The 25,856-nt window shown below is 69.2% G+C and carries 28 protein-coding genes; 18 read left to right on the forward strand and 10 right to left on the reverse strand.

Going from position 1 to position 25,856, the window contains the following annotated elements; genetic code table 11:
* Positions 1-71: 71 nt before the first annotated feature.
* Positions 72-1,049, reverse strand: coding sequence for a helix-turn-helix transcriptional regulator (locus tag ACIQ9E_RS11225; protein ID WP_403705411.1), 978 nt, complete (start codon positions 1,047-1,049; stop codon positions 72-74).
* 177 nt (positions 1,050-1,226) lie between these two features.
* On the opposite strand from ACIQ9E_RS11225, the gene ACIQ9E_RS11230 reads away from it, so the two are divergent.
* Complete coding sequence (locus ACIQ9E_RS11230; RefSeq protein ID WP_403705414.1) at positions 1,227-2,174, forward strand: alpha/beta fold hydrolase; 948 nt, start codon at positions 1,227-1,229, stop codon at positions 2,172-2,174.
* Positions 2,175-2,609: 435 nt separating this feature from the next.
* Here ACIQ9E_RS11230 and ACIQ9E_RS11235 read toward each other — a convergent pair whose 3' ends face one another.
* Positions 2,610-3,188 carry a PASTA domain-containing protein gene (locus ACIQ9E_RS11235; RefSeq protein WP_403705417.1) on the reverse strand — a complete coding sequence of 193 codons (579 nt, stop codon included), beginning with the start codon at positions 3,186-3,188 and terminating at the stop codon, positions 2,610-2,612.
* Complete coding sequence (locus ACIQ9E_RS11240) at positions 3,185-3,706, reverse strand: SigE family RNA polymerase sigma factor (protein ID WP_366262326.1); 522 nt, start codon at positions 3,704-3,706, stop codon at positions 3,185-3,187. Before ACIQ9E_RS11240 ends, ACIQ9E_RS11235 begins: the two co-directional genes overlap by 4 nt.
* Positions 3,707-4,308: 602 nt before the next feature.
* Between ACIQ9E_RS11240 and ACIQ9E_RS11245 the strand changes: the two genes are divergently transcribed.
* The 3 genes from ACIQ9E_RS11245 to ACIQ9E_RS11255 all read left to right on the forward strand — a co-directional run bounded on the left by ACIQ9E_RS11245 (position 4,309) and on the right by ACIQ9E_RS11255 (position 6,098).
* Complete coding sequence (locus ACIQ9E_RS11245) at positions 4,309-4,869, forward strand: helix-turn-helix domain-containing protein (RefSeq protein WP_403705420.1); 561 nt, start codon at positions 4,309-4,311, stop codon at positions 4,867-4,869.
* 27 nt (positions 4,870-4,896) lie between these two features.
* Entirely contained in the window at positions 4,897-5,628 is a 732-nt protein-coding gene (locus ACIQ9E_RS11250) for a hypothetical protein (RefSeq protein WP_403705423.1), read from the forward strand.
* Positions 5,629-5,759: 131 nt separating this feature from the next.
* Entirely contained in the window at positions 5,760-6,098 is a 339-nt protein-coding gene (locus ACIQ9E_RS11255) for a DUF2516 family protein (RefSeq protein WP_403705426.1), read from the forward strand.
* 231 nt (positions 6,099-6,329) lie between these two features.
* Here ACIQ9E_RS11255 and ACIQ9E_RS11260 read toward each other — a convergent pair whose 3' ends face one another.
* The 3 genes from ACIQ9E_RS11260 to ACIQ9E_RS11270 form a co-directional block, all read right to left on the reverse strand.
* A complete protein-coding gene (locus ACIQ9E_RS11260; RefSeq protein WP_403705429.1) occupies positions 6,330-7,658 on the reverse strand; it encodes a PP2C family protein-serine/threonine phosphatase in 1,329 nt (442 codons plus the stop codon).
* Positions 7,659-8,160: 502 nt separating this feature from the next.
* Positions 8,161-9,315 carry an NlpC/P60 family protein gene (locus tag ACIQ9E_RS11265; RefSeq protein WP_403705431.1) on the reverse strand — a complete coding sequence of 385 codons (1,155 nt, stop codon included), beginning with the start codon at positions 9,313-9,315 and terminating at the stop codon, positions 8,161-8,163.
* Between the two features lie 266 nt (positions 9,316-9,581).
* On the reverse strand, positions 9,582-10,373 hold the full coding sequence (locus ACIQ9E_RS11270) for a class I SAM-dependent methyltransferase (RefSeq protein WP_403705434.1): 792 nt from the start codon (positions 10,371-10,373) through the stop codon (positions 9,582-9,584).
* A gap of 343 nt (positions 10,374-10,716) precedes the next feature.
* Here ACIQ9E_RS11270 and mshA point away from each other — a divergent pair, with 343 nt between their 5' ends.
* The 3 genes from mshA to ACIQ9E_RS11285 all read left to right on the forward strand — a co-directional run bounded on the left by mshA (position 10,717) and on the right by ACIQ9E_RS11285 (position 13,234).
* Entirely contained in the window at positions 10,717-12,075 is a 1,359-nt protein-coding gene (gene mshA, locus ACIQ9E_RS11275) for a D-inositol-3-phosphate glycosyltransferase (RefSeq protein WP_403705437.1), read from the forward strand.
* Positions 12,068-12,583, forward strand: a complete 516-nt coding sequence (locus ACIQ9E_RS11280; RefSeq protein WP_403705440.1) for a YbjN domain-containing protein — start codon at positions 12,068-12,070, stop codon at positions 12,581-12,583. The genes mshA and ACIQ9E_RS11280 overlap by 8 nt, the downstream gene beginning before the upstream one ends.
* 84 nt (positions 12,584-12,667) lie before the next feature.
* Positions 12,668-13,234 (forward strand): hypothetical protein, encoded by a 567-nt coding sequence (locus tag ACIQ9E_RS11285; RefSeq protein WP_403705442.1) that lies wholly within the window; start codon positions 12,668-12,670, stop codon positions 13,232-13,234.
* 12 nt (positions 13,235-13,246) lie between these two features.
* On the opposite strand, the gene ACIQ9E_RS11290 is transcribed toward ACIQ9E_RS11285, so the two are convergent.
* Entirely contained in the window at positions 13,247-14,341 is a 1,095-nt protein-coding gene (locus ACIQ9E_RS11290) for a DUF1152 domain-containing protein (RefSeq protein WP_403705445.1), read from the reverse strand.
* A gap of 80 nt (positions 14,342-14,421) precedes the next feature.
* On the opposite strand from ACIQ9E_RS11290, the gene ACIQ9E_RS11295 reads away from it, so the two are divergent.
* Together ACIQ9E_RS11295 and ACIQ9E_RS11300 are read left to right on the forward strand one after the other, a co-directional pair.
* Positions 14,422-15,162 carry a GntR family transcriptional regulator gene (locus ACIQ9E_RS11295; protein WP_403705448.1) on the forward strand — a complete coding sequence of 247 codons (741 nt, stop codon included), beginning with the start codon at positions 14,422-14,424 and terminating at the stop codon, positions 15,160-15,162.
* A gap of 196 nt (positions 15,163-15,358) precedes the next feature.
* Positions 15,359-15,742, forward strand: coding sequence for an ATP-binding protein (locus tag ACIQ9E_RS11300; protein ID WP_403705451.1), 384 nt, complete (start codon positions 15,359-15,361; stop codon positions 15,740-15,742).
* Positions 15,743-15,810: 68 nt separating this feature from the next.
* Here the strand turns inward: ACIQ9E_RS11300 and ACIQ9E_RS11305 are convergent, their stop codons facing one another.
* On the reverse strand, positions 15,811-16,950 hold the full coding sequence (locus tag ACIQ9E_RS11305; RefSeq protein WP_403705454.1) for a TIR domain-containing protein: 1,140 nt from the start codon (positions 16,948-16,950) through the stop codon (positions 15,811-15,813).
* Positions 16,951-17,433: 483 nt separating this feature from the next.
* On the opposite strand from ACIQ9E_RS11305, the gene ACIQ9E_RS11310 reads away from it, so the two are divergent.
* Positions 17,434-18,348: a phosphotransferase family protein gene (locus ACIQ9E_RS11310; RefSeq protein ID WP_403705457.1), complete on the forward strand. Its 915-nt coding sequence runs from the start codon at positions 17,434-17,436 to the stop codon at positions 18,346-18,348.
* 4 nt (positions 18,349-18,352) lie between these two features.
* On the opposite strand, the gene ACIQ9E_RS11315 is transcribed toward ACIQ9E_RS11310, so the two are convergent.
* Positions 18,353-19,591, reverse strand: coding sequence for a hypothetical protein (locus ACIQ9E_RS11315; RefSeq protein WP_403706212.1), 1,239 nt, complete (start codon positions 19,589-19,591; stop codon positions 18,353-18,355).
* A 391-nt stretch (positions 19,592-19,982) separates the two neighbouring features.
* Here ACIQ9E_RS11315 and ACIQ9E_RS11320 point away from each other — a divergent pair, with 391 nt between their 5' ends.
* The 8 genes from ACIQ9E_RS11320 (at position 19,983) to ACIQ9E_RS11355 (ending at position 24,493) form a co-directional block, all read left to right on the forward strand.
* A complete protein-coding gene (locus tag ACIQ9E_RS11320; protein ID WP_403706214.1) occupies positions 19,983-20,531 on the forward strand; it encodes a hypothetical protein in 549 nt (182 codons plus the stop codon).
* Positions 20,521-20,832 carry a hypothetical protein gene (locus ACIQ9E_RS11325; RefSeq protein WP_403705460.1) on the forward strand — a complete coding sequence of 104 codons (312 nt, stop codon included), beginning with the start codon at positions 20,521-20,523 and terminating at the stop codon, positions 20,830-20,832. Before ACIQ9E_RS11320 ends, ACIQ9E_RS11325 begins: the two co-directional genes overlap by 11 nt.
* Positions 20,829-21,137, forward strand: coding sequence for a hypothetical protein (locus tag ACIQ9E_RS11330; protein WP_403705463.1), 309 nt, complete (start codon positions 20,829-20,831; stop codon positions 21,135-21,137). Before ACIQ9E_RS11325 ends, ACIQ9E_RS11330 begins: the two co-directional genes overlap by 4 nt.
* Before the next feature lie 50 nt (positions 21,138-21,187).
* Positions 21,188-21,442, forward strand: coding sequence for a hypothetical protein (locus tag ACIQ9E_RS11335; protein ID WP_403705466.1), 255 nt, complete (start codon positions 21,188-21,190; stop codon positions 21,440-21,442).
* Positions 21,439-21,651: a hypothetical protein gene (locus ACIQ9E_RS11340; RefSeq protein ID WP_403705469.1), complete on the forward strand. Its 213-nt coding sequence runs from the start codon at positions 21,439-21,441 to the stop codon at positions 21,649-21,651. The genes ACIQ9E_RS11335 and ACIQ9E_RS11340 overlap by 4 nt, the downstream gene beginning before the upstream one ends.
* 355 nt (positions 21,652-22,006) lie before the next feature.
* Positions 22,007-22,378 (forward strand): VOC family protein, encoded by a 372-nt coding sequence (locus tag ACIQ9E_RS11345; protein ID WP_403705471.1) that lies wholly within the window; start codon positions 22,007-22,009, stop codon positions 22,376-22,378.
* A 17-nt stretch (positions 22,379-22,395) separates the two neighbouring features.
* Positions 22,396-23,529: an IS630 family transposase gene (locus ACIQ9E_RS11350; RefSeq protein ID WP_366259523.1), complete on the forward strand. Its 1,134-nt coding sequence runs from the start codon at positions 22,396-22,398 to the stop codon at positions 23,527-23,529.
* Positions 23,530-23,575: 46 nt separating this feature from the next.
* Positions 23,576-24,493 (forward strand): pentapeptide repeat-containing protein, encoded by a 918-nt coding sequence (locus ACIQ9E_RS11355; RefSeq protein WP_403705475.1) that lies wholly within the window; start codon positions 23,576-23,578, stop codon positions 24,491-24,493.
* 489 nt (positions 24,494-24,982) lie between these two features.
* Here the strand turns inward: ACIQ9E_RS11355 and ACIQ9E_RS11360 are convergent, their stop codons facing one another.
* Positions 24,983-25,723 carry a GntR family transcriptional regulator gene (locus tag ACIQ9E_RS11360; protein ID WP_403705478.1) on the reverse strand — a complete coding sequence of 247 codons (741 nt, stop codon included), beginning with the start codon at positions 25,721-25,723 and terminating at the stop codon, positions 24,983-24,985.
* Between the last annotated feature and the right edge of the window lie 133 nt (positions 25,724-25,856).

Genomic DNA, 25,856 nt, shown 5'->3' on the forward strand with positions numbered 1-25,856 from the left:
GTCCCCTTCGGTCCGGGAAACCATCCGCGAGGGCGTCTCCGGGATCCGCGCCACGGCACGGCGGGACGGTCTCAGCCGTACCGCGCGGCGAGCGCCCTGCCGATCGACGCCAAGCGGTCCCGCACACCGGGAGGGCCGGTCACCTCCAGCCATTCGACCAGCCCGGCCAGCTCTCCGGCGCCGACGTACTCGTTGTTGCCGCGGATCACGACCTCGATGCGGCCGTCGGCCGTGGCGCCTCCCACCTCCAGCCGGTCACCGAACGCCATCCGGAGCACGTCCAGCCCGTGGGGCACGCAGACCGCCCGGATTTCGAGGGGCGTTCGTCTGCGGTCGACCTCGTCGGCGATCGCGCGCCAGCTCTCGGCGAGGTCGAAGCCCTCCGGCCGGACCACGGGATCGCCGGTCGGCTCGACGGACGACACCCGGTCGATACGGAAGGTCCGCCGGCCTGCCTCGGTGTCGGAGACGAGGTACCACGACGGACCTTTGGCGACGATGCCCAGCGGATGGACGGTCCTCTCGGTCCCGGCGCCTTCGCGGTCGACGTAGCCGAGCCGCACCCGGACGCCGCGGATCACCGCGTCCTGGAGTTCGTCGAGGAAGCGGGGCGGCGGGTGTTCGACCCGGCTCGCCCCCCATCGCTGCGGGTCCCTGACCAACGACGAAGCCGCCGCCTCGGCCTGCACCCGGAAGGGCTCCGGCAGGGCCTGGACGAGCTTGCGCAGGGCTGCCTTCACGGCCGGTGTCGCGGCCGAGGCCGGGCCCGCGACCAGGAACAGGGCGCGGGCCTCACTCGCGGTCAGACCGGACAGATCGGTACGGGCACCGCCCACGAGCCGCCAGCCGCCGCCCCGGCCCTGCACGGAGTACACGGGCACCCCGGCCATGGCCAGGGCGTCGAGGTCGCGGCGGGCCGTGCGCTCGGAGACTTCCAGCTCACGGGCGACCTCTGCCGCTGTCACCTGCTCGCGCCGTTGCAGCAGAAGGAGGACGGCCACCAGCCGGTCGGTTCTCACGCCCACAAAGCTCTCACCGAAAGCGGTCATGGGGTGACCGGTTTGGGTCGGCAGGATGGCGATACGACCTCACCGACATTCCCCCGGGGTCCCCTGTTCCACTGCCCGTACTTACTCGTATCGCCCCTCGGCCCGTCAGGGCTGCGCCGATACCGTCTTCGGGAGCCTTCGTCGCCTGATTGCCCCGAAGAGACGAGAGGAAAAGTCATGTTCAATCCAGCCGATTTCCCCGAGCCCGCCCTGATCCCGGTCAACGGTGTGGAACTCGAAGTCTTCGAGGCGGGGCCGCGCCAGGGAGGAAAGCCCGTGGTGCTCTGTCACGGCTGGCCGGAGCACGCCTATTCCTGGCGTCACCAGATTCCGGCCCTTGCCGCAGCGGGCTACCACGTCATCGTCCCGAACCAGCGGGGTTACGGAAACTCGTCCCGTCCGGCCGAAGTGACGGACTACGACATCGAACACCTGTCGGGCGATCTCGTCGCACTGCTCGACCATTACGGATACGAGGACGCCGCCTTCGTCGGTCACGACTGGGGTGCCATGGTCGTCTGGGGACTGACCCTGCTGCATCCGGACCGGGTGAACAAGGTGATCAACCTGAGCCTGCCCTACCAGGAGCGCGGAGCGAAGCCCTGGGTCGAGGTCATGGAAGCCGTGCTCGGCGGCGATTTCTACTTCGTCCATTTCAATCGGCAGCCGGGCGTCGCGGACGCCGTTTTCGAAGAGAACACCTTCCGGTTCCTCCGCAATCTGTACCGGAAGAACGTGCCCCCCGCGGAGCCTCGGCCGGGTATGGCGCTGATCGACCTCGCCAGGGCGGAAACGCCACTCGGTGATCCCGTGATGAGCGACAGCGAACTGGCCGTTTTTGTGTCCGCCTTCGAATCGACGGGGTTCACGGGCAGTGTGAACTGGTACCGGAACCTCGACCGCAATTGGCATGTGCTGGCGGCCGCGGACCCGATCATCCGGCAGCCCGCGCTCATGATCTACGGCGCCCGGGATACGGTCCGGAAGTCCGAGAAACTCGCGGAGTTCGTGCCCCGTGTGGAAGTGGTCGATCTGGACTGCGGTCACTGGATCCAGCAGGAGAAGCCGGAGGAAACGAACCGGGTGATAACGGCATGGCTGGCGCAGCAGGACGCCGACCGGTGACAGGTGATCCGGTTCCTGTCGTCTGACGCTCTTCGGGCCGTCGGGCCGTGGGGCGGCCGCCACTGCCCGGCAGGGCTGTTCGTCCTGGTGGCGGGGCTGGTGAACTGGTTCACGGCCAGGCCCCGCGGTGCACCGCCCTTCACGCCGACACCGGCCACCCGGTGACGGGCCACGGGCCGGCCGGAGGAGCGTGAACGTCGTGCGGTTGCCCCCTGACCCCCTGGACCTGCGGGACGTGCGTCGCCGTGTCGATGCGGTGCTGCGGGAGTTCCTCGACCACCAGGCCCTCCCCGGTCGTCCAGGCCCGCGCGTCCAGGAAAAGCCCAGCAGCGGCCCGGAGGGGCGGGCGTCCAGCCGGTGCGCCGCGGTCGACGGACTGCCCGGCACCGGCCCCTGGGTCACTCGGCCGGTGCGCGGGCCGAAGGGCCCGGTCGCTCAGGTTCCGCCGGGTTTGCCCGTCGAGACCAGCAGGAGGACGGACGAGCCCGGTGCCACCGGTTCTGCGCCGCCCCGGGGCTGACTGCTGATCACCTGCCCGGCGGGAGCGTTCCAGTCCGTGTGCCGCATGATCGTGCAGCTCAGTCCGAGTCCGCGCAGCAGGCTTCCGGCCTGTTCGACCGGCATGCCGGCCAGGTCCGGCAGCGCGATGCCCGCTCCCGGGGTCTGCTCCTGCTCCTGTGTCGGAGTCGCATCGGCACTTCCGCTCTTGGGGGTGCCGGTGGCGAGCGGGGTGCACGCCCCGTTCGCCGGTGGGGACAGGGACGGGGAGGCGCCGGGCGCGGGCGGCACGGGCTTCAGCGCGAAGAACCCCACCGTGGCGCACGCCAGCACGCAGCACGCCGCAGCGGTGCCGAGGAGCGCCCGGCGGGTGCGGCTGCGGCTGACGGCTCGCTCGATCGCGGCCGCGTCGACGACCGGCGCCGTCGGCCCGTCGGCGAAGGAGGCCACCGCGGCACGCAGCTCGGCTTCGAGGCCCGGCTCGAACGGGGCCGGTCCGGACGGCGTGTTCCTCACTTCGTACCTCCGAAAGCGGCCGACGGCGTGTGCGGCGCCTGGGCGCCCGATACGGAATCGCGCAGCTTGGCCAGGCCGCGGGCGAGCTGGGACCTCACCGCACTCGAAGAGATGTCCAGGACGTCGGCGACCTGCCGGGCGTCCAGATCGTGCAGGTAGTACAGGACCACCACGCTGCGCATGCCCATCGGCAGCCCGAGCAGTGCCTCGATCAGTTCCGCGCGCAGATCCACCTGCCCGAACCGGTCCCGGGGGTCGGCCGTCTCGGGCACCCCCGACAGCCCGGGGCGCTCGCCCCGGCGCGACAGCCGCCGCCAGCGGTCGTTGGCCAGGTTGACCAGCACTTTGCGCACGTACGCCTCCGGCGAGTCCGCCACCGCGACCTTCCGCCACTGTCGGCACGCCCGCTCCAGCGCCTCCTGCACCAGATCCTCGGCCACGTGCACGTCACCGGTCAGCGCATACGCGGTGCGGAACAACGCTCCCGACCGCTGTGCGACGAACTCCGTGAATCCGATGCCCGGACCGCTCCTGCGAAACCTCACCCGCCGACCTCCTCTCCTCGTCCCGTCCCGATCACTGCCCCCATGACGGCGGAACGGGGCCGAGTGCTGCACCGAGCCGCCGGCAGTGACGTGAATCACAGCCGGGACGGAAGGGTGCCCCAGGACCTCGCGCCGCTGCCGCCCAGGGTGCGGGCGGGGCCCGGCAAAGCGGAGGGCCGCCGGGCGGGCGGCCCGCAGTCGGCCGAGCCGTCGGAAACTCGACCGGCACCCCGGACCTCCAGACAGTTGATCAACACGACTGTCGAAGGTTCAACCACCACGGAACCGCAGGTCAACGGGCTCCGGAGAGCGCGGAGGGTTTAGCGCCGGTTTTCGTTCCGATGTTCCTCAGCCCCCGTTGCCCCGACAGCCGGTCCGAGCGGCCTCCGGCCGGCTGAAACCTCCCACGCGGCCCGCCGCGCCGGCCACGAAGCTTGAAACCTCGGCCAGAAACCCTGAACACACAGGCCAAGTGGCGTGAAACCGGCCAGTTGGCCTGCAAAGTCTCAGTTGTGTAGCGCACTATTGCAAGCATCTGCTTGCAATAGTTAGCAGGGCTGGTGCACGATCGGGGCATGGCATCACTCAACGTCGGCAATCTCGGTGAGTACCTGCGCGAACAGCGGCGCAGTGCGCAGCTTTCGCTGCGGCAGCTCGCGGATGCCGCCGGGGTGTCCAATCCGTATCTCAGCCAGATCGAGCGCGGGCTGCGCAAGCCGAGTGCGGAGGTGCTCCAGCAGGTCGCCAAGGCGCTGCGGATCTCCGCCGAGACGCTCTATGTGCGGGCCGGGATCCTCGACGAGCGGGACCGGGAGGAGCTGGAGACCAGGGCGGTCATCATCGCCGACCCCTCCATAAACGAGCGGCAGAAGGCCGTTCTGCTCCAGATCTACGAGTCCTTCCGCAAGGAGAACGGATACGAGGTCTCGGACGGCTCCGCTGCCGCTGACCCCGCCGCGACGGACGCCTCGACGGGCGCGGACGTCGTGCGGCACCCGCAGGACCCCGCCGGGCCGGAAGGCCCGGGGGAGCCGCGGAGCGCCCAGGAGAAGCCCGCCGAAGCCGATGCAGACGAGAGCCGGAAGGGCGGGCGGCGCGGTGACAGCGCCGCCGGTACGCCCCAGGGCTCGGACTGAACCGCGTCCCACGGGAGGACCACCGATATGGCCATCACCGATGACCTGCGCGAACTGCGCAAGAACCTCAGCGACCCCACCCCCCTCTACTTTGCCGCCGGTACGGCCGATCTCGCGGTGCAGCAGGCGCTGAAGGTGCCCGCGCTGCTGGAGCAGCTGGCCGCCGAGGCGCCGGAGCGCATCGAGGGGCTCCGCAACGACCTGAGCGAACTGCGGAACACCGACCCCAAGGCCGTCCAGGAGCGGGTGACGGGCCAGGCCAAGGAGGCCCAGGCCACCGTCTCCGCGAAGGTCAACGAGGTGGTCGCCGGGCTGGGCGGCCTCGACGGCGACGATCTGAAGAAGCTGGGCGAGACCGCCCAGGACCTGGCGCTGCGCGGGGTCGGCGTCGCCGCCGAGTACGCGGTGAGGGCCCGGGAGACGTACGAGCGGGTTGCCGAGCACGGTGAGCAGACCGTCCGGACCTGGCGCGGCGAGGCCGCCGAGGAGATCACCGAGATCGCGGTCGCCGTCGAGCCGGAGCCCGCGCCCGCCCCGCGGTCCACGCCCGCGTCCGCGCCGAAGCGGGCGGCGAAGACCGCTGCGAAGTCCCGGACCCGGTCCGCCAGGCCTGCCACCGGAGCCGCGGGGAACAAGGCCGCGACCGGTACGGAGCCCAAGGCGGAGCCGAAGGCTGCCGCGAAGAAGACCCCCGCCCCGCGGCGGGCGCCCGCAGCCCGCCGGACGGCTGCGAAGAAGACGAACCCGCCCGCTGAGTGATCGCGCGGTTGCGCGGAGGACTGCAAGAGCGCGGACCGGGCACCTTTCAGGCGTCCGGTCCGTTCTCCGTCCACGCCGGGTACCGTTTCCGGTGAGGGCGTTCCATCATCGACCCCCTAGGCGGTGCCACCATGCTGCGTGAGAACTTCGACCTCTCGCTGTCGCTGTTCCTCTTCCTCGTCTTCACGGTCTCTTCCGTGGCGGCGCTGCTGATGGCTGCCTTCACCCGCGAGGATGCCTTCCGCGCCGCCGACAAGAAGACCAAGCCCTTCTGGCTGATCATCCTCGGCATCACGGTGCTGGTGAACCTGCTGATCCCGATGCTCTTCCTGTCCCTGATCGGGCTGGTCGCCACGATCGTCTTCTTTGTGGACGTCCGCCCCGCGATCAAGCAGGTCACGGGTGGCGGCAAGCGCCGCGGCGGCTCCAGCAGCGACGGTCCGTACGGTCCGTACAACGGCGGCCGGTAAGCACCGGCGGCCGCCCTTCCCGGGGTCGGGCCGGGCCGGTCCGCGGGATGCCCGGACCCACGCCTATCAGGGCGGCCGCGGGTCCGGACACGTACCCGGCTCCGCGGCCACTGCCCGCGACGCCCCTCCGCGCCCACTGCCCGCGACGACCCTCGGCGCCCGGCCTCCGTGGCCCCGCGCCGGCTGTCTCCGGCGGGTCCCTCGGCGCCTGCCGCCGTCGCGGCGGGCCGGTCAGCCGCGGCTCAGCAGCAGGACCGCGACATCGTCCGTCAGCTCGCCGCCGTTCAGCTCCCGCGCCTGCGCGACCGCCGACTCCAGCAGAGATTCGCCCTCCCGCCCGGAGGCCAGCAGACGGGTGATCATGGACTGGAGGCCTTCCTGCCCCAGCCGCTGCTTCTCGCCCGGTCCCGTCCGGCCTTCGATCAGCCCGTCCGTGTAGAGCAGCAGCGACCAGGCGCCGCCCAGGTCGATCTGGTGGCGCGGCCAGCGGGCCCGCGGCAGCAGGCCGAGCGCGGGACCGCCGCCCTCGTGCGGCAGGAGCTGCGCCGCCTGGCCGCCGCGGAGGAAGAGCGGCGACGGATGCCCGGCCAGGCAGAGGCCCGCCCGGCGTCCGTCCGGGGCGATGTCGATCGTGCAGAGCGTTGCGAAGATCTCGTCGCTCTCGCGCTCGTGCTCCAGGACCCGCTGGAGCGTGGAGAGCAGCTCGTCACCGCAGAGCCCGGCGAAGGTCAGGGCGCGCCAGGCTATCCGCAGCTCCACCCCGAGCGCCGCCTCGTCCGGGCCGTGACCGCAGACATCGCCGATCATGGCGTGGACCGTGCCGTCCGGGGTGCGGACCGTGTCGTAGAAGTCACCGCCGAGCAGTGCCCGGGAGCGGCCGGGCCGATAACGCGAGGCGAACCGCAGCTCCGACCCCTCCAGCAGGGGAGTGGGCAGCAGCCCGCGTTCCAGCCGGGCGTTCTCCTGGGCCCGCAGCTTGGACTCGGCGAGCTTTCGCTGCGCGGTGTCGGCGCGTTTGCGCTCCACCGCGTAGCGCACGGTCCGGCTCAGGAGCCGCCCGTCCAGCTCGTCCCGGAAGAGATGGTCCTGGGCGCCCAGCTTCACCGCCTCGGCCGCGCGCTCGGTGTCGCCCGATGTGGTCAGCGCGAGGACGGCATGGCGGGGCGCGAGCCGCAGGACGTGCCGGAGCGGGCCCAGCCCGTCCGCGGCCCCGGCGCTGCCGGCGGGGAGGGCGAGGTCGAGCAGGACGCAGTGCACATCGTCGGTGAGGAGCCGTTCCGCTTCGGTCAGATTGCGGGCGGTCCTGATCCGCACCCGGGTCGCCGTGCCACCACCGGACTCGGTCAGCTCGGGGACGGCGAACGTCCCGGTGGGGTCGTCCTCGATGACCAGGAGCGTGAGCTGTGCGGGCTCGGCGGCGGGCGCTTCGGCGGCCCCGCCGACCGTGGATTCGGTGGCAGTGGCAGTGGCAGTGGCGGTGCTGGTGGGTGCGGGCGCCGAGGCGGCTGCTTCGGCTCCCGTGACGGAGGAGTCCCTCTGTCGCGGTACGGGTACGGCCATGGGTCCGGTTCCTTTCCCTCCCCCGAGGGCGCGGAGGGCCGCCGATCGACGACCCGCCGACGGGGACCATAGCGCTCCGGTGCGGTCCAACGGAATGCGATTCCACTCCCGCCGTGACCGACTCGGCCACCCTCCCGCGGCCCTCCACCCGGTTTCCACCCGCCACGCCCGGGGCCATCCGCACCCGGACAGCTTCCGCCGCCGCCCCCGGCCCGCGTGACCGAACGCACACCGCACGGCCGGGCCGGAACGCCGGGTGCGGGCTCGCGCCGCCGGGGCTTGCCGCGGCTTCCGGCCCCGGCTCCTGCGGCCTCGGGAGCGCACCGCGCGTCCGGGCCGGACACCAGACGCCGGACACCAGGCACAAGGCGCCGGACACCAGGCGCCGGCTCGCGCCGCGGCAACCGGCGGGTCGGCCCCCGGCCTCCCGGGTCCCTGCCGCCCCCCCCTGCCCCGGCACCCGCCGGCCCTGCGGCACCCGCGCCCCCTTTGGGGCGCGGGCTCAGGCTCCGGGCCGGACCACTCCGAGGATCTTGTTGGCCCCTGCACCCGTGACGGTGACCGTGCGCCCGGGGCGCGGGGAGTGGACTATCTTGCCGTCGCCTATGTACATCCCGACGTGGCTCGCATCGGCGTGGTAGATGATCAGGTCGCCCGCCCGCATCTCCTTGATGTCGATCCGCCGCAGCTGCCGCCACTGCTCCTGCGAGGTGCGCGGTATCGTCACTCCGGCCGCGGCCCACGCCTTCGACGTCAGCCCCGAGCAGTCGTACGACTTCGGGCCCTCCGCGCCCCATGCGTACGGCAATCCGACCTGGGCCAGCGCGAACTCCACCGCCTTGCCGCCCTCGGCGCTGACGGTGCCCTTGACCTCCTTCAGGGCGCCCGACTGCAGCCAGGCGGTCTGGGCCCGCTCCGCGGCCTGCTTCTCCAGCAGCAGCAGCCGGGCCCTCTCCTCCTTCTCCAGCCGGGCTTCCAGCTTCTCCGCCTGGGCGATCTTCGTGGCGACGCGCTTCTTCGCGTCCGCCATGCGCTGGCGCTGGGCCTCCAGGGACTTCCAGTGGGCACCGGCGTCCTGCGCGTAGGCGTCCAGTTCGGACCGGGCCTGCTTCAGATCGCCCAGCAGGTCCTTCGTCGCCTTCTGGCCCTGGGCCAGCCTGCTCGCGTTGTCGAGGAAGAGCTGGGGGTCGTCGGTCAGCATGAACCGCGCCTCGTACGGCAGGCCGCCGGTGCGGTACTGGGCGCGGGCGGCCGTGCCCGCGGCGTCCTTCAGATCGTCGATGCGCTGCTGGGCACGGGCGGCCTCCTTGGCCAGCTGCACGATCTCCGAAGACTGCCGATCGGCCTGCTCCTCCGCGAGGTTGTACGCGTCCGTGGCGGACACGGCCTGGTGATAGAGGTCCTCTATCTCCAGCCGGACCTGCTCCAGGGTCTTCCCACCCGCAACAGGCGAGCCGGCAGCCCCCGCCGAACCAGCAGCCGTGCCACCGGCACCAGCCGTCCCCGCTGTCCCCGCCGTCCCCCCGGTCCCTAGGGGCGGAGCCACCGGAGGCGCAGGCTCGGCAGGCGCCGCAAAGGCCGCAGTGGCGGGAACCGCCGACAGCGTCACCGCGCAGACCAGAACGATCGCGGCGGCGGCCCCATGTCGTCGCTTCACGATTCCCCCTCCTCCAGCTTCCGCACCCCGTGCAACAGGGGCAGCCATCCGATGACCTGATGAAGCGTCAGTAACTTTCTTGAGCTGCGGCGATGGTGCCATGGCCCCGCCCAAATCGACAGAGCCCCTCGGCCTATCACGCCCCCCTCGGCCATCACGCGCTCGGCGTATCACCCTCAATACGTCCGCCCCGGCCCCCAGGTTCCCGCCCATCCATACGTTCACTCGAACCAGTGACCGAAAACGGGCACAGCTGCCCTGTGGCCTCAGCCGCTTCCACCGGGCGCCAGCGCCTCCCAGGCCACCGTGACCTCGCCCTGCCGCCACCGCCGCCGGCCGTCCCGCAGCGGCCAGTCCGCCCCCAGCGCCCCCACCGCCGCGATCCACCGCTGACGCGCCCCCAGCGAGGCGTACGGCGCGGCCGCCGCCCACGCCCGGTCGAAGTCCCGCAGGAACGCATGCACCGGCTCCCCCGGCACATTCCGGTGGATCAGCGCCTTCGGCAGCCGTTCCGCCAGCTCGGAGGGGCGGCCCAGGGAGCCGAGCCGGGCCGCGAAGGTGACCGTGCGCGGCCCCTCGGGCCCCAGCGCCACCCACACATGACGCCGCCCGATCTCGTCGCACGTCCCCTCGACGAGCAGTCCGTCGGGCGCGAGCCGCCCGCACAGCCGCGCCCAGACGGCGGCGACCTCCCCCTCCTCGTACTGCCGCAGCACATTCGCCGCCCGGATCAGCGTCGGCGGACCGTCGACGGGCACCTCGAAACCGCCGTGCCGGAAGCTCAGCCCGGCCTCCTCGTACGGTTTCGCCGCCGCCACCCGCTCCGGGTCGATCTCGACGCCGACCACCTCGCAGCGCGGATCGGCCTCGGCGCGCAGCCGCCGCGCGAGTTCGAGGGTGGTCCAGGGAGCCGCGCCGTACCCGAGGTCCACGGCCAGCGGTCGCCCGCTCGCCCGCAGCACGCGCCCGTGCGTAGCCGCAATCCAGCGGTCCATGCGGCGCAGGCGGTTCGGGTTGGTCGTCCCGCGGGTGGCGGTACCGACGGGACGGGTGCTCATACGTCGAGGGTATGGCCCGTCCCGTACGGCCGGCTCCGGCACCCGGGAGCCCGGAGTGGCATCGCCCCGGCCTGCCCGGCCTGCCCGGCACCCGGGAGGACGGGCCCGGCACTCCGGCAACTACTTCCCGGCCTGCTTCCCGACCTCCGTCCCGGCCTGCTTCCCGACCTCCGTCCCGGCCCGCTCCCGGGCCTCCGTCCCGCCCCTCCCGCCATCCCCCTCATCACGATTTGGCAAAGTGGTGGGCAGCGGGAAATGGAAGTGGCCAGTCCGCTGTTGTGCGGTGGCGGAAGGCCGAGAGCCGTCCGCCGTTTGCCATGCCCGGAACGAGGAGGGTCTACGCGTGAGCCAGTACGTCTCCCGCATCTCCACCGGTCTGGCACCCCGCCTCAGATTCCCCGGGGGCCCCCGCAAACCGCGCCGTATCGCCATGCTCAGCGTCCACACCTCCCCGCTCCACCAGCCCGGCACGGGCGACGCGGGCGGAATGAACGTCTACATCGTCGAGCTGGCCCGACGCCTCGCCGCCATCAATATCGAGGTTGAGATCTTCACCCGCTCGACCGCCGGCGGCCTGCCCGACACAGTGGAACTCGCGCCCGGAGTCCTCGTACGGCATGTGGACGCCGGCCCGTACGAAGGGCTGGCCAAAGAGGATCTGCCCGGCCAGCTCTGTGCCTTTACCCACGGTGTGATGCGTGCCTGGGCCCGCCACCGACCCGGCCATTACGACCTCGTCCACTCCCACTACTGGCTGTCCGGCCATGTCGGGTGGCTCGCCGCCGAACGCTGGGGCGTCCCGCTGGTCCACGCCATGCACACGATGGCCAAGGTCAAGAACGCGGCGCTGGCCGAGGGCGACACCCCCGAACCGCCGTCCCGGGTCATCGGCGAGACACAGATCGTGAACGCCGCGGACCGGCTGATCGCGAACACCGCAGGGGAGTCGGCCGAACTCGTCCGCTTCTACGACGCCGATCCCGCGAAGGTCGCGGTCGTCCACCCCGGGGTGAATCTCGACCGGTTTCGCCCCGACCCCGGCAAACACAGTGCCGACACTGCCCGCGACCGGGCCCGCGACCGGCTCGGCATCCCCCGGAACGCCTTCGTCCCCCTCTTCGCCGGCCGGATACAGCCCCTCAAGGCGCCCGATGTCCTCCTCCACGCGGTCGCCCGGCTGCTGGAACGCGACCCCTCGCTCCGTTCCCGGCTCTACGTCCCCGTCGTCGGCGGCCCCAGCGGCAGCGGCCTCGCCCGCCCCGAGGGCCTCCAGAAACTCGCCGCCCGCCTCGGTACCGCCGATGTCGTCCACTTCCACCCGCCCGTCGGCCAGGACCGGCTCGCCGACTGGTTCCACGCCGCGAACGCGCTGGTCATGCCCTCGTACAGCGAATCCTTCGGCCTGGTCGCCATCGAGGCCCAGGCGACGGGCACCCCGGTCGTCGCGGCGGCGGTCGGCGGCCTGCCGGTGGCGGTACGCGACGGGAGTACGGGTTTCCTGGTCCGGGGCCACGACCCCGCCGACTACGCCGCCGCGCTCCGCCGGCTGATCGACGACCCCGTCCTGGAGGCCCGGATGGGTGCGGCGGCGGCCCTGCACGCGCGGTCCTTCGGCTGGGACGCGGCGGCCGCCGCCACCGCGGACGTCTACGGCGGGGCTCTGCACGACTACCGCCGCCGGGTACGCTCCCACCATGCCTGACGACGCCGTACGCCGGCCCCCGGCCGAGGTCCTCGAAGCAACCCTGCGCGAGGCCGGCCTGGAATGGGAGAACCCGGAGCCCGGTTCGTACGTCGTCACCCTCCCCGGCACCCGCAAACTCGCGACGAACGTCGCCCTCCGCGTCGGCGCGCACTCCCTCTCCGTGAACGCCTTCGTCATCCGCCACCCCGACGAGAACGACGCCGCGGTCCACCGCTGGCTGCTGGAGCGGAACCTCAAGCTGTACGGGGTGGCGTACGCGATCGACCAGCTCGGCGACATCTATCTGACCGGCCGCCTCCCGCTCTCCGTGATCACCCCGGAGGAGGTGGACCGGCTGCTGGGCTCGGTCCTGGAGGCGTCGGACGGCGCCTTCAACACGCTGCTGGAGCTGGGCTATGCGAGCGCGATCCGCAAGGAGTACGCGTGGCGGGTATCCCGCGGCGAATCGACCCGCAACCTGGACGCGTTCGCCCACCTGACGGACGGGCAGCCCCCGAAGGACTGATCCGGCCCGCCGGTTGGCGCCCGGTGCCGTAACCGGACGGCACCGCCCCGGATCCTGGGACCCCCCACCCTCAGGAGCCGGACCATGGCCCACTCCCGCCCACCCTCGGCCCCCGATACGCCCGGCACCCAGGCCGGTGTCATCGGCATCGCGCTCGGCGGCGTACTGGCGGCCGTACTGGCCCAGGGGTCCTGGCAGTGGTTCTCCACCTACATCGGGGCGACACTGCTGGCCCTGATCGCCTGCTTCTACCGCCTCCCGAGCCGGACCCCGGGCTCGGGCGCCGCATATCTCCGCAATCTGACGGCGTACTCGATGGTGGTCGGCCTCTGCGTGGCGATCACTCTGGCCCCCGCGCTGCAACGCTGGTCGTGGCTCTTCCCGATGCCGGGCACCCGCGCGGCCTGCCCGAAGCTCGGTGTGTACGCCTCCGAACAGGCGGCGGCGGCCCTGTCGGCCACCCCGGGCCACAGCCCGACGGCCCTCGCCGCGGCCCAACGCGCCCAAGCCCACGATGCCGTGGCCGACTGCCTCTCGTCGACGACGACCCGCTGGCTCCCGGCGTACGCGGCGGCGGTGGCGGTCCTGGTCGGCATCGCTGCCTGGTCCTTCGACCGCGCGCGGGCTCGCCGGGAGCCGCCCGTGGCATGAGCGGGGTGCAGCTCAGGTCGTCGGCGGGAGGTGCCAGAGAGGTGCGGTGTACTGCTCGGGGCGGTGCGTGAGCAGCAGGGCTTTGAGGGCGTCGCGGTGGGCACCGGGGAGATTGAGCGCCTCGGTGAGGTGGCGGAACGTTGTGTGCGTGGCTCCCCGGGCGCGGGCTTGGTGCTCGTACGCGGCCACGCGCGCGAGGGTCGATTCGGGTTCGAGGGACTTCGGTGGTGCGGAGGCCATGCGGGTGGCCTTGTCGCGTTCGTAGTCGATCTCGGAGAAGCCGCAGATCTCCCGGCTGACTGCTTCCGCGGCCGCGAGGGTGGTCGTCGTGGTGATGGCGTGGGCGAGGCTGTTCCGCTTGAAGGCGTCGTCCGTGCCGACTTCGTGGACGGTGGGGCTTTCGTCGGTGAGGGGGACGGCGGCGCCGGTGTCGCGGGCTTCGCACAGTCCGCGGATCCCCCGGGCGGTGGCCGCGAGCATGCCGGTGGCCTCAGAGGGGTGCCACTCCAGGATCGGGCCGACTGCGGCGGCGTGCTCGGGAGTGAAGGTGGTGACGAGGTGGCCGAGCAGGGGGCGGAGGGTCTTGGCGGGTAGTTCGCCGTCGAGGCCGGGGCCGGCGACGAGCAGTCGTACGGGGGCGTCGAGCCGGTGGCAGGCGGCCAGAGTCAGGGCGTCTGCCAAGGGACTGCGCAGGGTGGGTTCATCGCCGCGGGCGAGGATGTCGCCGCCGACGTCGAGCAGGTCGATGGACTCGGGGCGGAGCTGCTTCACCAGTTCGGTCAGTTGCCCGGTGATGCCTTGCACGCCGTGGCGCGGGTCGATCAGGGCCAAGGTCTGGGGGAGTTCGCGTGCCAGGCGGGGGAGTGTGGAGCCCGCCGGTGGGACGCATTCGGTGTAGGCGGTAATGGCGGGGACACCCGGCACCGTATGGGCGAGTGCGGTGAAGTCCGCCGGTGTTCTGGGGCCTGGGACCGGGTCGACCAGAAGGCGGTCCCAGGCATAGGTGAGGATGACCCCCGGATTCTCCGGGCCGTACAGGGCCGCGTCGAGCATCGCTGCGGCGACCGCGTCGCCCCCGCCGCCCGCTGCCACGATCAACCGGGTCACCCGGGCAGGGTACGGCCTGCGTGGTCTGGCCACCCGCCTATAGTGGCCAGAGGTCTTAGCCACTTGTGGGGGAGGGTCCTGTGCCGCAGATCGAAGAAGCCCAGCCCAAGTACTTGCAGATCGCTCACTACATCCGTGACCAGATCCTTCGTGGGGACCTTCGGCCGGGTGACGAAGTTCCCTCGGAGAGGCAGTTGGCCTCCGACTGGAATGTGTCCAGGCCGACGGCGGCCCGCTCGCTGGAGGCGTTGAAGCAGCAGGGGTTCGTCGAGAAGCGTCAGGGGTCGGGGACGTACGTCCGCGGACTCCATGTCAATCGGCGGGCGCGGGAGCTGTACGGGCGGGCCCGGCAGACAGGGAAGATCTACACGCCGGGCGAGTACGCCGTCATTACCTCGGCCGGCTGGATGGATGCGCCCGGCCATGTCGCCGACGCTCTGGGGCTGGCCGGAGATCGCAGGGTGGTTCACCGGCGCCGGGTAACCAAGAATCAAGCCGGGCCCCTCACCGTCTCGACCTCATGGTTCGGTCCTGAGGTCGGGGACCGGGCGCCGAGGCTCCGGGAGCCGGAGCGGATTCAGGAAGGCACCCTGCTGTACGTCGAGAACATGACGGGCCGCCAGGGCAGTTACGCGGAAGACCGCATGTGCGCCCGCGCGGCGACCCTTGACGAAGCCGCTGACCTGGAGCTTCCGCCGTCCTCTCCGGTGCTGAGCGTTTATCACGTGGTCTATGACCTCCAGGACCGTGCACTGGAGTTCGCGGAGGCCACCTACCCGCCGGACCGGTGGGCGTTCGAACAGGGCTATCCGCTGACGTGAGTTGACTGCACCGCATCACCCCTGAGGTGTCTTGCCAACCGAAGTGGCCAATGCCACTATCCAGTAAGTGGCTAATGCCACTTCATGGGAGTGTGGCCGGGCGGCGACAGTACGGGCCCGGGGGAGAAGTGGAGGCGTGATGCGGAGTTACGGCGGCAAATCCAGGCCCGATGCGGATGATCGACAGCTCGGGGCCATGACGCTCTACCCGACGCCGGAGTCCGTGCCACGGGCCCGCCGGTGGTTCCGGAGGTTCATCGAACGCCACGATCCTGTGTGCTGCGTCGACGACTGCCTGGTGATGCTCTCCGAACTCGTCACCAGCGCAGTGGCCTACGGGGAGTCGGAGGAGGAATGGCGGGTGCGCGTCGACTGGTGGCGCATCGGTGACGCGCTCTGCGTCAACGTCCACAACCCGGGCACGCCGACCCGTGTCCATATGTGCTCTCCGTCCGACGAAGACACCCATGGCCGTGGTCTTCAGTTGATCGACGTGCTCGCCGACGACTGGTCCGTCGGCCCCAGCCCGTACGGCGGCACCGTCGTCTCCTTCGTCCTGCATAAGGCATGGCCGGAATGATGTCCGGAGTCGGCCTCACACAACGTGCGGCCTCGGGCGATCTCGGCCGACACTGACGAACCCGGTTGCTAGGAAGGGTCGTCGCTCCCGAGGTCGGTCTCGCCGATCAGACGACGCCACTCGTCGATCACCGTGTGACCGTCGATCATCTTCTGCACGGCGGCTTGGATAGTCCTCAGTCGCGGCTTCAGGTGGCTGCTGAGTTGGGTGACTCCTTCCATGCTGTCGGAGAATCCTTGGAGTTGCGCGGTCGTAGTTATGGATGTCAACGCCAGCGCCTGGATCTGCCGGAAGAATTCGCGAACGGCCTGCTTGTCCTCTGAGGAAAGATCCTCTTCACCCGCTCGTCTGATGAATCCCTGGATGCCCGGGTCAATGGAAGCAAGGGCTGACCAGTACTGCCCTCCCAAGACTTCGACCTGCGCCACGGGTTCGGCGAGCCGCTCGGAAAGCTGCTCGGTCACGCGCATCCGACCGGCGAACCCTCCACCCCGGGCATCCGATTTGATCATCTCTTCGGCTGCCCAGGAGGTCTCCTGGTTGATGGCCGAGATGACGTCCGGGAACCTCTGTGCGATTCCCACCCATGCGGGCAATACTGTCTCGGCTTCTGCCATGAGCTCCAGAAAACCCAGTGGCTCATCATCGGCAGTCAGACTCTGCTGGACCATCTCCACCGGCCTGGCGGGCGGTGCCGACTCCAGCACCTCCGAGATCTTCAACGCCAGTCTGTGTACGGCCTGCCGGTACACGGGCGACGCCTCGTCTTCGAGCCGCAGTTCGCGCCAGTCCACCCACTGTCGCCTCGCGATGAGCTGGACGACTTCATCCGAAGGGTGATCGTCGGATCCGTGTGCGAGCTGGGGAACGTTGACGTAGTGGATCGGCAGCAGTAGCTCGTCCAGCCCCAGACTGGCCGCGTGGCCGGAGAACTTGATGACCTCGCGCCTGCACTCCTGACTCTTGAGGAAGTTCGGCGTGATGACGGGTATCAGAAAGGTGGTTCCGGTCAGTGCGGTGTCGAGGCGCATCCGCCATGCGTCCCCCCACTCAATCGACCTATTGTCCAGGAAGATCTCAAGAGGTTCGCCGGTGATGATCTCGAACTCGTTGGCTATGCGCTCCGACAGACGGGCGATCCGCCCCGAGTCGAGTTGATCATCGCGATGCGTGTAGCTCCAGAACCCGGCGGGCTGCGCGTTGGTCATGGCTTCAGAGAGTAGCCAAAAGGCTTTCTCTGTAACGGGGATTGATGAAGTCGGGTGCGGTGGAGTTGAGCGTTGGTGGGCCGGCGGATGTGCCGAAGAGCCTCTTGGCCCATGGCGGAACCGCGTCCGACGCGCCGGGCCGACCGCGGGAGCCCGGGTGGCGTGGACCGGACAGCGACGAGCCCCCGCCGGCGACGCTGCGGGCAGGGGCTCGGTCGGGACGTGGGTATCGGGTTACTTCTTCTTGCCCTGGGTCTTGTCGGGGATCTTGATGACCTGCGTTTTCGCTGCTCAGGTGTGGTGGCGGAGTCCACTTGGTGGTCGTTGTCGGTCGCCTTCCGCGACCGCTGGGCAGCCTCGGACGGCCCAGAGACGGCCCGGAGCGCGGCCGTTTCACGGGTAGGAACCTCCGCTCGCGGCGCCGTTGCTGTACTTCTCTGCTGTACGGCAGACCGGCGTGGATGGTGCCTGTAGCGTCGGAGTATGACTTCGGGCGCGGGCGTTGGCGGTGTGTTCACGGAGGAAGCGGCGGGAGCGGTCCTGGTGTCGGCGTGCCGGACGGCCGGGTTCGATCCGGCTGGCGCGGAGTTGCTGCGGCTCGGTTCCAATGCCGTGTACCGGCTGGCCGGCTCCCCGGTGATCGTCCGTATCGCCCGGGATCCCGGCTCGCTGGCGGATATGACGCGTGCGGTGCGGGTGGCCCGGTGGCTGGAGGATGAGGGGTTCGCCGCGACGCGGGTGGTTGCGGGTCTGGAGCAGCCGCTCGTGGTCGATGGCCGGATGGTGACGTTCTGGGTCAGTGCGCAGGACACGGAGGTCTATGCCGACCTGCGGGAGCTGGGTGACCTGCTGCGGCGGTTGCACTGGCTGGAGGAGCCGGGCTCGCTTGCCCTTCCCTACTACGATCCGTTCCAGGACGTGTGGGACACCCTCCGTGCTCTGGGTGACGTTCCCGGCGACGATGTGGCGTTTCTGAACGAGCGGGCGGAGCGGATACAGAAGGAGTACGACCGCCTGGACTGGGTTCTCGACTTCGGCATGATCCACGGGGATGCCAACGTCGGGAACGCGATCCGGGACCGGGACGGCCGGCCGCTGCTGATCGACCTGGACGGCTTCTCGCTGGGGCAGCGCGAATGGGACCTCGTACTGACTTCGCTCTACTACGAGCGGTTCGGCTGGCACACCCGTACCGAGTACGAGTCGTTCGTCTACCACTACGGCTTCGACCTGATGAACTGGCCCGGCTACCCGGTCCTCGCAGATCTGCGCGAGCTGAAGATGACGCTGTGGATCGGCCATCAGGTCACCACGAGCGAAAAGGCGGCGGAAGAGTTCGCCCGGCGGGTGCATGCCCTGCGTACTGGCGGAAGCCGCAAGGACTGGCAGGCGTTCTGAGCGCTCACTCCATGCCTGCTGCCTCGCGCCAGAGCCGGTGTTCGGCGGCCAGCTCGTGGAAGTCCCGTACGGCGTTCGTGGTCGATGCTCGTGCGAGATTCCGCCGGAACTCGGCAAGGTAGCTGACGCAGCGCGCCGATCTGAGCTGCTCGCCGAGGTCGAGCGCATCGGCTGCGACGCGGCATGCCTCTTCCGGGTTGCCCGCGTGCATCTGGGCGTCGGCGAGGACCATGGTGGCGAAGAAGTCGCTGCGGACGTGTGTGCCGCTGACTGCGTTCTCGGCATGGGCGACGGAACGGCGGGCGCTGCTGACATCGCGGAAGCAGTGTGCGGCTTCCGCGGCGAGTTCGACATTGTCGAAGTAGGTGATCCACTCCGGCTCGTCGTCGTTGTTCCGCCGGTCCAGCGCGCCGGTGGCTTCCGCGAGGGCGAGTTCGCAGGCGCGGGTATCTCCGGTGCGGGCGAGGGCGCGGGCTTCCATCGCGTGGAACTGGGCCAGCAGGGTCGGTGTCGCAACGCGAGAGATACCCATCCGTGCGGCACGGGCCAGGGTGGCGGCCTGGGTGTAGCGGCCGAGGAAGGTGGCCTGGTGGCTCATGGCGGAGAGGATGCTCCCGGCAAGCCGCCGGTCGTCGCTGTCCTGGGCCAGTCGCAGTCCGTGGACGAAGTACCGCTGGGCGAGTCCGTGGTGGCAGGCGTCGTACGACATCCAGCCGGCCAGGAGCGTAGCCTCGGCGACCGTGGCGAACAGGGCACGCCCGACGGCTTCGGTGTACTGCCCCGACAGGAGTGGGGCGACATCGCGGCTGAGGTACTGGATGAGGCTGTGCCGTGCGTGGTCTCCGCCGAAGCGGTCGTCGAGCTGGGCGAACATGTCGGCGGTCGACTTGATCATTGCCACATCGGTGAGCCCCACTCGGGGCCCTGTGTCCGTCGGGGCGGTGAACGCGGGGGTGTCGGGTGCTACGAGCCACTGCAACGAGGCTTCGTGCCAGGGGCCGTCCGAGGCATCCGCCGTGAGAAGCGATGCGTCACCGGCAAGGTCGGCCAGCCATAACGGGCCGACCGCTCCGATCGCGGCGCCCACGCTCTCCGGGTACCTCAGATCCGGGAGCCCGTGAACCTCGTGATCACGCATCCCGAGATCACCCGGGGCCAGCCCGAGTGCCCCGCACAGCAACTCCGCGTAAAACTCGTCCGGAACGCCGTGGTTGTTCTCCCAGCTCGCGATCCGCCGCTTCACGCTGGCGTCGGCTGCCAAGGTCTGCCCCTTGCGGCCCGCTGCGGTCCGTAACTCCCGGATGAGCCGCGCCTGACTCCACCCCCGGCTCCGCCGCGCACTGAGAAGCCGCGTTCCGATCTGCTGTGTACCGGTCATGGTGCCCACCTCCCCCGTGGCTGTAGCCGTCGCAAAGCGAATATAAGGAACACACGACTACTAGGCGCCCTCGCAGCAGGGGAATTCGCGCGAAGGAATGCCCGGATGCCCGGGACGGGACCCTGGGGTGACACCCCTCGTCACCCCATGTCACCCCTCGTCATCTGCCCTGACCAGGGCCTTCACCACAAATCTAGGAGCACGACGACTCCCAGCGGTCGCCGTGGACCGATTGAGGTGAACCGACGTGCAGAAGATGACGAGGCGCGGCAGGCAATGGCTGTCCGCCGCCGCCGACGATCCGGAGAAATGCCGCTCCGTATGGGCCGACGACCCTCGCGCCCCTCACCTGTTCCCGGCGGGGAACCGCTTCGACGTCGTCGTTGTGGAGCAGAGGACGGGGCTGGAGGTCTTCCACCAGCTCCAGCAGCGGGGCATGCCGTGCGGGCCCGTTCTGTCCGACCTTGGGAGCAGCGAGGTCGGCTTCCTCCTCAACGCCGGGTCACGCAAGCGCTTCGAGCGGACCGTGGCCACGGAATCGGAGTACAGCGACCGGCCCGGCTACTCCTACCTGACCAAGGGCGCATCCGTGATGATCCCGGGTCCCATGCCCCTGTCCGGCGACCGCTACCAGTGGATTGCCGCCCCGGTCCGCCCTGTGGAGGGCTCTCCGTTGCGGGCGGTCGCCCTGGCGGTGGTGATCGTCGCGACCACGCGGCTGCTCAACCGGTTCGACCGCTACGGCTCGGAGTTCCTCGACCTTGAGTCGGAGGAATGGCCGAAGGAGACGACCGATGGGGCATGACTTCGCCCACTGGTCACCCGCCGACAGCGAACCCTGGTACGCGGCCCGGGGCGCCACCGCCGCCCTGCGCGACGTCCTCGTCTCGGCCGGCCTGGAGAAGGACTTCCCCTACCTCCAGGCCCAGATGAACGCGTTCGGGCACGGCCTCGTCGAACTCGGCCGAGTCTCGCCGGAGACTGCCGATCGGCTGGCCGCACTCCTCGACCGCGCACTGTCCTGCGAATGGCCCGGCGACGCCACCTGCGCACGCCAAGCCTCATCGAACACCCACACCGACCGGGGAGAGGAGACGCCGACATGACGAACCGCAGAGGTGTGATCGCAAGGCGGGCAGAAGAACTGACCCCCGGAATCTCCTACGTACGGGGCTGGTCCCATGCCCACCGCGGCACCGCTGCCCTCGCAGACCGGCTCCGCGCCTTGGGCCTCGACAACGACTTCCCCGGACTCAAGGCCGACGTGAACGTCGACGGCGACGGACTCGTCTGCCTCGGCCAGATCCGCCCCGAGGCCGCCCAATTCCTCGCACAGGCACTCGTCACCGGCCTAGCCCTCGAACTGGCCGACCACCTCACCACCGACCAAACGCCCCGGCGGTCCGCGTAGGACCGGCCCGCCGAGGCTCGCCACCCAGCTTCCAAGGAGCTGACCAACGTATGCCCAAGCATATTGTCCAACTGATCCACCGCGCCCTGAAAACCCTCTTCCCGGCCCACGGCCGCCACCGCCAGAACCCGGCCCCAGCCCGCATGCGACTGGCGCTTTGGATGACCCCGTGGACCACCCCCACCCCCGCACACGTCCTCGAACGCCAACACCCCTTCAGTGGCGAGGACATCCCCTTGGTCCGCCCGTACGCCCCACTGGACACCACCCTCCAACTCCGCCTCCACCCTGGCGCCGCCTCATGACCACCGACGCCCTGACCTCACCCCCGCCGCAGCTCTTCACGGCCAGGTGCTTCAAGTGCGCCATGGAAACAACGGCCCCGGTCCATATTCGCTGGCTCCCCAGCCCCAGCGGCCCCGGCACCACCCTCTACGCCTGCCCCCACTGCGCCCCGACCGTGCCCCACGGCCCCACTCTCGACGAAGACCTGACCTACCCCGGCACCACATAGCACCCTCCAAGCCACTTGGGAGCAGCCCACAGGCTCGTCGATGATGCCTGGCCGGCCTCCCTATCCCAGCCCCGGTCGCCGTGCCCCAACACCAGCGACCGGGGCTTTGTCGCGCCTCGGCCCCGCCGCCGCTCGGGACCGGCGCCCCAGCGCCGCAGCCCGAACGGCGCCAGGGGCCACTGAATGCAAGGCTCCGAGCTTGGGAATCACTCCTCATCACAGAGTGATCACCGTCTAAACACTCCGACTGCCGTCCTGCGCACGTGAAACCTAGTGCCGTATCAGGCAACGTTCGCCTCGTGGTTGGGGACGTGGTTCACGCCGTGGGTCTGTCGGTGTCTGCCAGAATCGGCGGATGCTGAGCATCGGAACGATCGTGATGGGGGCCGCTGATGTGCGGCGGGCCGCGGAGTTCTGGAGTCGGGCACTGGGCTACGTCCCTCGCGATGGTGAGGTGAAGGACGACTGGGCGGTACTGGTGCCGGCCGACGGCTCCGGTGCAGCGCTGGCCCTCGACCTCAGTACGACGCCCGTGCAGGAACACCCGAGAATCCACCTCGACCTCTACGCCGCCGACGCCGCCGATCAGGAGGCCGAAGTGGCGCGACTACTTTCCCTGGGCGCTGAACGCGTCGACTGGGACTTCTATCCGGTCGACGCCGATTTCGTCGTGCTCGCCGATCCCGAGGGCAACCGCTTCTGCGTCATCAACACCAGTCACAGCTGACGGACACGGGGGCTCGTATGGCGGAACGCGTGCGAGTACGGGAGATCGACGGCGACGAAGGTCGGCGGCTGCTGCGGATCATCCGCCGCGGCACCGGCTCGGTGGTGACCTGGCGGCGGGCCCAGATGGTGCTGCTGTCCGCGCAGAGCATGGCGGTGGCGAAGATCGCCGAGGTCACTTTCACCAGCGCTGACCGGGTCCGGGATGTGATCCACAACTTCAACTCCGACGGCTTCGACTCCCTGTATCCGAAGTACAAGGGCGGGCGGCCGAAGACCTTCACACTGCCCGAGCGCCGCGAGATCAAGAAGATCGCGAAGTCCAAGCCGGCCGAGCACGGCCTGCCGTTTTCGACCTGGAGCCTGACCAAACTGGCGGACTTCCTGGTCGCCGAGGGGGTGGTCGACGACATCAGCCACGAGGGCCTGCGCATCCTGCTCCGCGAGGAAGGCGTCTCCATTCAACGTATAAAGACCTGGAAAACCTCCCGCGATCCGGACTACACCACCAAGAAGGCCCGAGTGGAGCACCTGTACGCGATCGCCGACGGCGAGGTGATACCCGAGGAAGGCGAGCCGGAAGTGGTCTTCTGCCTGGACGAGTTCGGCCCGCTGAACCTGCAGCCGCACCCGGGGCGGCAGTGGGCCAAACGCGGGGGCAGGCACAAAGACCCCGATCGCGAGCCCAGGCCCAGGCGGCGGGCGACCTACACCCGCCCGCACGGGGTGCGGCACCTGTTCGCCGCCTATGACCTGGCCAAGGACAAGCTCTACGGCCATATCAAGAAGACCAAGAACCGGTCGAAGTTCCTGGAATTCTGCCGCTACCTGCGAACCCTCTACCCACCGACAGTCCGCCTGGCGATCGTATGTGACAACTACTCCCCGCACCTGACCACCAAGCGGTGCCGCCGCGTCGCCGACTGGGCAGAGGCCAATAACGTCGAGATCGCCTACACCCCGACCAACTCCTCTTGGCTGAACCGCATCGAGGCCCAGTTCACAGCCCTGCGCTACTTCACCCTCGACGGCACCGACCACGCCAGCCACAAGGAGCAGGGCAGCATGATCCGCCGCTACATCATCTGGCGAAACCACCACGCCGACGACCAGCGACTACGTGCCGTGGTCGCCAGGGCAAACGTTGCCTGATACGGCACTAGATCCGGCATGGGTGCTTTGGGTACCATTCCCCTCCATGGGGGTGATTGATATTCGTAAGTTCATCGCCAAATGGCACAAGGCGCAGTCGCGTCCTTATCAGCCCAAGCCATTCATGGTGCCGTATCTCGCAATGCTTATTTTTGGGGCGACTGCCGCCGTTGGTGCATACTTCGCCCTTAATGAATTGGTTCCAGGTGCTAGCAAAAATAGTCTGGAAGTAGCTAAAACAGCTCTTACTGTCGTCGCCGGGTGCGGTGCTGTAGCGGCCCTGTACGTTGCCTACAGGAAGCAGCGGAACGAGGAGGCCAACAGTAATCGCGAGCGTGACAGGCTTTTCACCGACCGATTTACTATGGCTGCCGAGCAACTCGGGCACGAAGCCGCTGCGGTGCGTCTAGCGGGAATGTATGCTCTGGCTCGAATTGCTGACGATTCCGAGCGGGATCGGGAAACGTGCATGAACGTAATTTGTGCGTACCTTCGGATGCCCTATGAGGCGCTGTCCAGTCCAGTTGATCGAGCGGAGGGTAATGTTCGGCTAGCTGCCCAGCGGCTACTGGAAGAACGGCTAAGGCCAAATCACCCTCATTTTTGGAAAAATGCTGATGTGGACCTAAGTGGCGCATCGCTGGACTCTGCTTCATTTGGTCGAGCCGTATTCCAGAAGGCGGTCTTCATTCGGGCGCAGTTCCACGGGAATACGATCTTTGGGGTAGCTCAATTCGAGTGGCGTACATGGTTCGATGAGGCGGTATTCCACGATAGAGTCTGGTTCGGCCACTCCAGATTCAAGGAGCAAGTATCATTCACCGATGCGAAATTCCATTCAAGCGCTCTATTCGTCTCGGCATCCTTCGAGCATGCTTCTGTGAAATTCGATAGAGTCCTGTTTGGGGGGAAGTGGACTTTTCGGATGCACGCTTTGAGCATCCCCCTCGATTCGAGGGGATGACTTGCGCTTCTGCTGGCCTTCTGACGTGGCCTAGTGGTAGAGAATTGATAGACGGGACATTGGTGACCATGCCTGATGCTCTGTGAGATTTTGGGATGACTTCAATCCAAGGTCGGTGGATCGGGTTTGGTCGGTGTCCTGCCTGGTTTGGGGTCGAGCATGATCAGGGGGCCGTACGCTGGCTGGCAACTCGGGCAGGCTGTGATCCTGCTCGGAATTTGATCGAGTGGCCCCCTGGTCTTGCTCGGCGCGGGTCCCGGACCAGGGAGGTGGCTAAAGCCGTGGAACCGACCGCCCGGCCACAGAGGGGTTCTCCCTGCTCATGCGTACTGTCGCCTTGCGTGGCCAGCGGTGCAGGGTCCGGAATGGGACGGAGACGGGAGCGACAAGCCTAGCCCGAGGGGGCCGGGCCGCATGCGGTGCGCTTGCGCAGCGCCTTGATGAAGTAGAGAAAGTTTGAGCCGTGCACAGTCGTGGCCCCGGGATTGGCTACAGGGGGTACGACACCTCAAGGTCCTCGCCCGGGAGGAAGAACTCCTCCAGTGCTAGGGGCTTGCCGTCCTGGTTGGTGGTCAGGCGGAAGATGTGGAGCAGGGGGACGCCTTCGGAGAGGCGGAGGGCTTGGGCCTGGTCCGGGAGGGGCATGCGGGGGCGGAGGTGTTCCGTGAAGGACAGGGTGTGGCCCAGGCCGGCCAGGGCTTCATACAGCTCCGGCGCCGCTGGCAACTGCTGCTCTTCGTAAGGGGTGTCGGTTAGCACCGAGAACGGGACGTACGTCCGGTGGAGCTGGCGGAGTCTGCCGTGGTCAGCGGTCTGGAGGGTGTCGTATGTGAACATCGGCTCGCCCGGCGGGATACGCAGGAGGTCCGCCAGGGCGAGCGGGGCGTCCGTGCGGGTGATCGTGGCGGGCTCGGCGTCGGTCCAGCGGATGCCGTCGGCCTCGACGTAGCGGCCCTCCGTCGTACGGCGGACTCCGCGGGGGCGCGTGAAGCTCGGGCGGTTGTGGGGCGAGCGGACGAAGGTGCCGCGGCCCATGATGGCCTCGACCAGGCCGGAGGCGCGTAGTTCGGTGATGCCCTGGCGCACGGTGGGGCGGGTCACTCCGAACTGCTTGGCCAGCAGTTCTTCCGACGGCAGGGGCTGGCCGGCCGGGAAGGTGCCGTCGAGGATGCCTTCGCGCAGGTAGTCCGCGATCTGGCGGTACTTTGGCTGCGTCTTCTTCGGCGGCATGAGGGGCCTCCGTGCCGGGGTCGTCATCGGGTTCATCCGTCTGCTTGGACGATCTGTTGCACTCGTTTGGACAGCCTCGCTCATTCCCTGCTGCTTGACAACCCGTACTACGGGCTGCACTGTGGAGTCTCAA

The organism is Streptomyces sp. NPDC094448 (assembly GCF_044763775.1).
Taxonomy (GTDB): domain Bacteria; phylum Actinomycetota; class Actinomycetes; order Streptomycetales; family Streptomycetaceae; genus Streptomyces.

What these genes read in the sequence shown, in the direction of transcription:
- ACIQ9E_RS11225 (WP_403705411.1), bottom strand. Translation starts at nt 1,049, where the DNA reads ATGACCGCTTTCGGTGAGAGCTTTGTGGGCGTGAGAACCGACCGGCTG.
- ACIQ9E_RS11230 (WP_403705414.1), top strand. Translation starts at nt 1,227, where the DNA reads ATGTTCAATCCAGCCGATTTCCCCGAGCCCGCCCTGATCCCGGTCAAC.
- ACIQ9E_RS11245 (WP_403705420.1), top strand. Translation starts at nt 4,309, where the DNA reads ATGGCATCACTCAACGTCGGCAATCTCGGTGAGTACCTGCGCGAACAG.
- ACIQ9E_RS11250 (WP_403705423.1), top strand. Translation starts at nt 4,897, where the DNA reads ATGGCCATCACCGATGACCTGCGCGAACTGCGCAAGAACCTCAGCGAC.
- ACIQ9E_RS11255 (WP_403705426.1), top strand. Translation starts at nt 5,760, where the DNA reads ATGCTGCGTGAGAACTTCGACCTCTCGCTGTCGCTGTTCCTCTTCCTC.
- ACIQ9E_RS11260 (WP_403705429.1), bottom strand. Translation starts at nt 7,658, where the DNA reads ATGGCCGTACCCGTACCGCGACAGAGGGACTCCTCCGTCACGGGAGCC.
- ACIQ9E_RS11270 (WP_403705434.1), bottom strand. Translation starts at nt 10,373, where the DNA reads ATGAGCACCCGTCCCGTCGGTACCGCCACCCGCGGGACGACCAACCCG.
- ACIQ9E_RS11280 (WP_403705440.1), top strand. Translation starts at nt 12,068, where the DNA reads ATGCCTGACGACGCCGTACGCCGGCCCCCGGCCGAGGTCCTCGAAGCA.
- ACIQ9E_RS11285 (WP_403705442.1), top strand. Translation starts at nt 12,668, where the DNA reads ATGGCCCACTCCCGCCCACCCTCGGCCCCCGATACGCCCGGCACCCAG.
- ACIQ9E_RS11300 (WP_403705451.1), top strand. Translation starts at nt 15,359, where the DNA reads ATGACGCTCTACCCGACGCCGGAGTCCGTGCCACGGGCCCGCCGGTGG.
- ACIQ9E_RS11305 (WP_403705454.1), bottom strand. Translation starts at nt 16,950, where the DNA reads ATGACCAACGCGCAGCCCGCCGGGTTCTGGAGCTACACGCATCGCGAT.
- ACIQ9E_RS11310 (WP_403705457.1), top strand. Translation starts at nt 17,434, where the DNA reads ATGACTTCGGGCGCGGGCGTTGGCGGTGTGTTCACGGAGGAAGCGGCG.
- ACIQ9E_RS11320 (WP_403706214.1), top strand. Translation starts at nt 19,983, where the DNA reads ATGACGAGGCGCGGCAGGCAATGGCTGTCCGCCGCCGCCGACGATCCG.
- ACIQ9E_RS11325 (WP_403705460.1), top strand. Translation starts at nt 20,521, where the DNA reads ATGGGGCATGACTTCGCCCACTGGTCACCCGCCGACAGCGAACCCTGG.
- ACIQ9E_RS11330 (WP_403705463.1), top strand. Translation starts at nt 20,829, where the DNA reads ATGACGAACCGCAGAGGTGTGATCGCAAGGCGGGCAGAAGAACTGACC.
- ACIQ9E_RS11335 (WP_403705466.1), top strand. Translation starts at nt 21,188, where the DNA reads ATGCCCAAGCATATTGTCCAACTGATCCACCGCGCCCTGAAAACCCTC.
- ACIQ9E_RS11340 (WP_403705469.1), top strand. Translation starts at nt 21,439, where the DNA reads ATGACCACCGACGCCCTGACCTCACCCCCGCCGCAGCTCTTCACGGCC.
- ACIQ9E_RS11345 (WP_403705471.1), top strand. Translation starts at nt 22,007, where the DNA reads ATGCTGAGCATCGGAACGATCGTGATGGGGGCCGCTGATGTGCGGCGG.
- ACIQ9E_RS11350 (WP_366259523.1), top strand. Translation starts at nt 22,396, where the DNA reads ATGGCGGAACGCGTGCGAGTACGGGAGATCGACGGCGACGAAGGTCGG.
- ACIQ9E_RS11355 (WP_403705475.1), top strand. Translation starts at nt 23,576, where the DNA reads ATGGGGGTGATTGATATTCGTAAGTTCATCGCCAAATGGCACAAGGCG.
- ACIQ9E_RS11360 (WP_403705478.1), bottom strand. Translation starts at nt 25,723, where the DNA reads ATGCCGCCGAAGAAGACGCAGCCAAAGTACCGCCAGATCGCGGACTAC.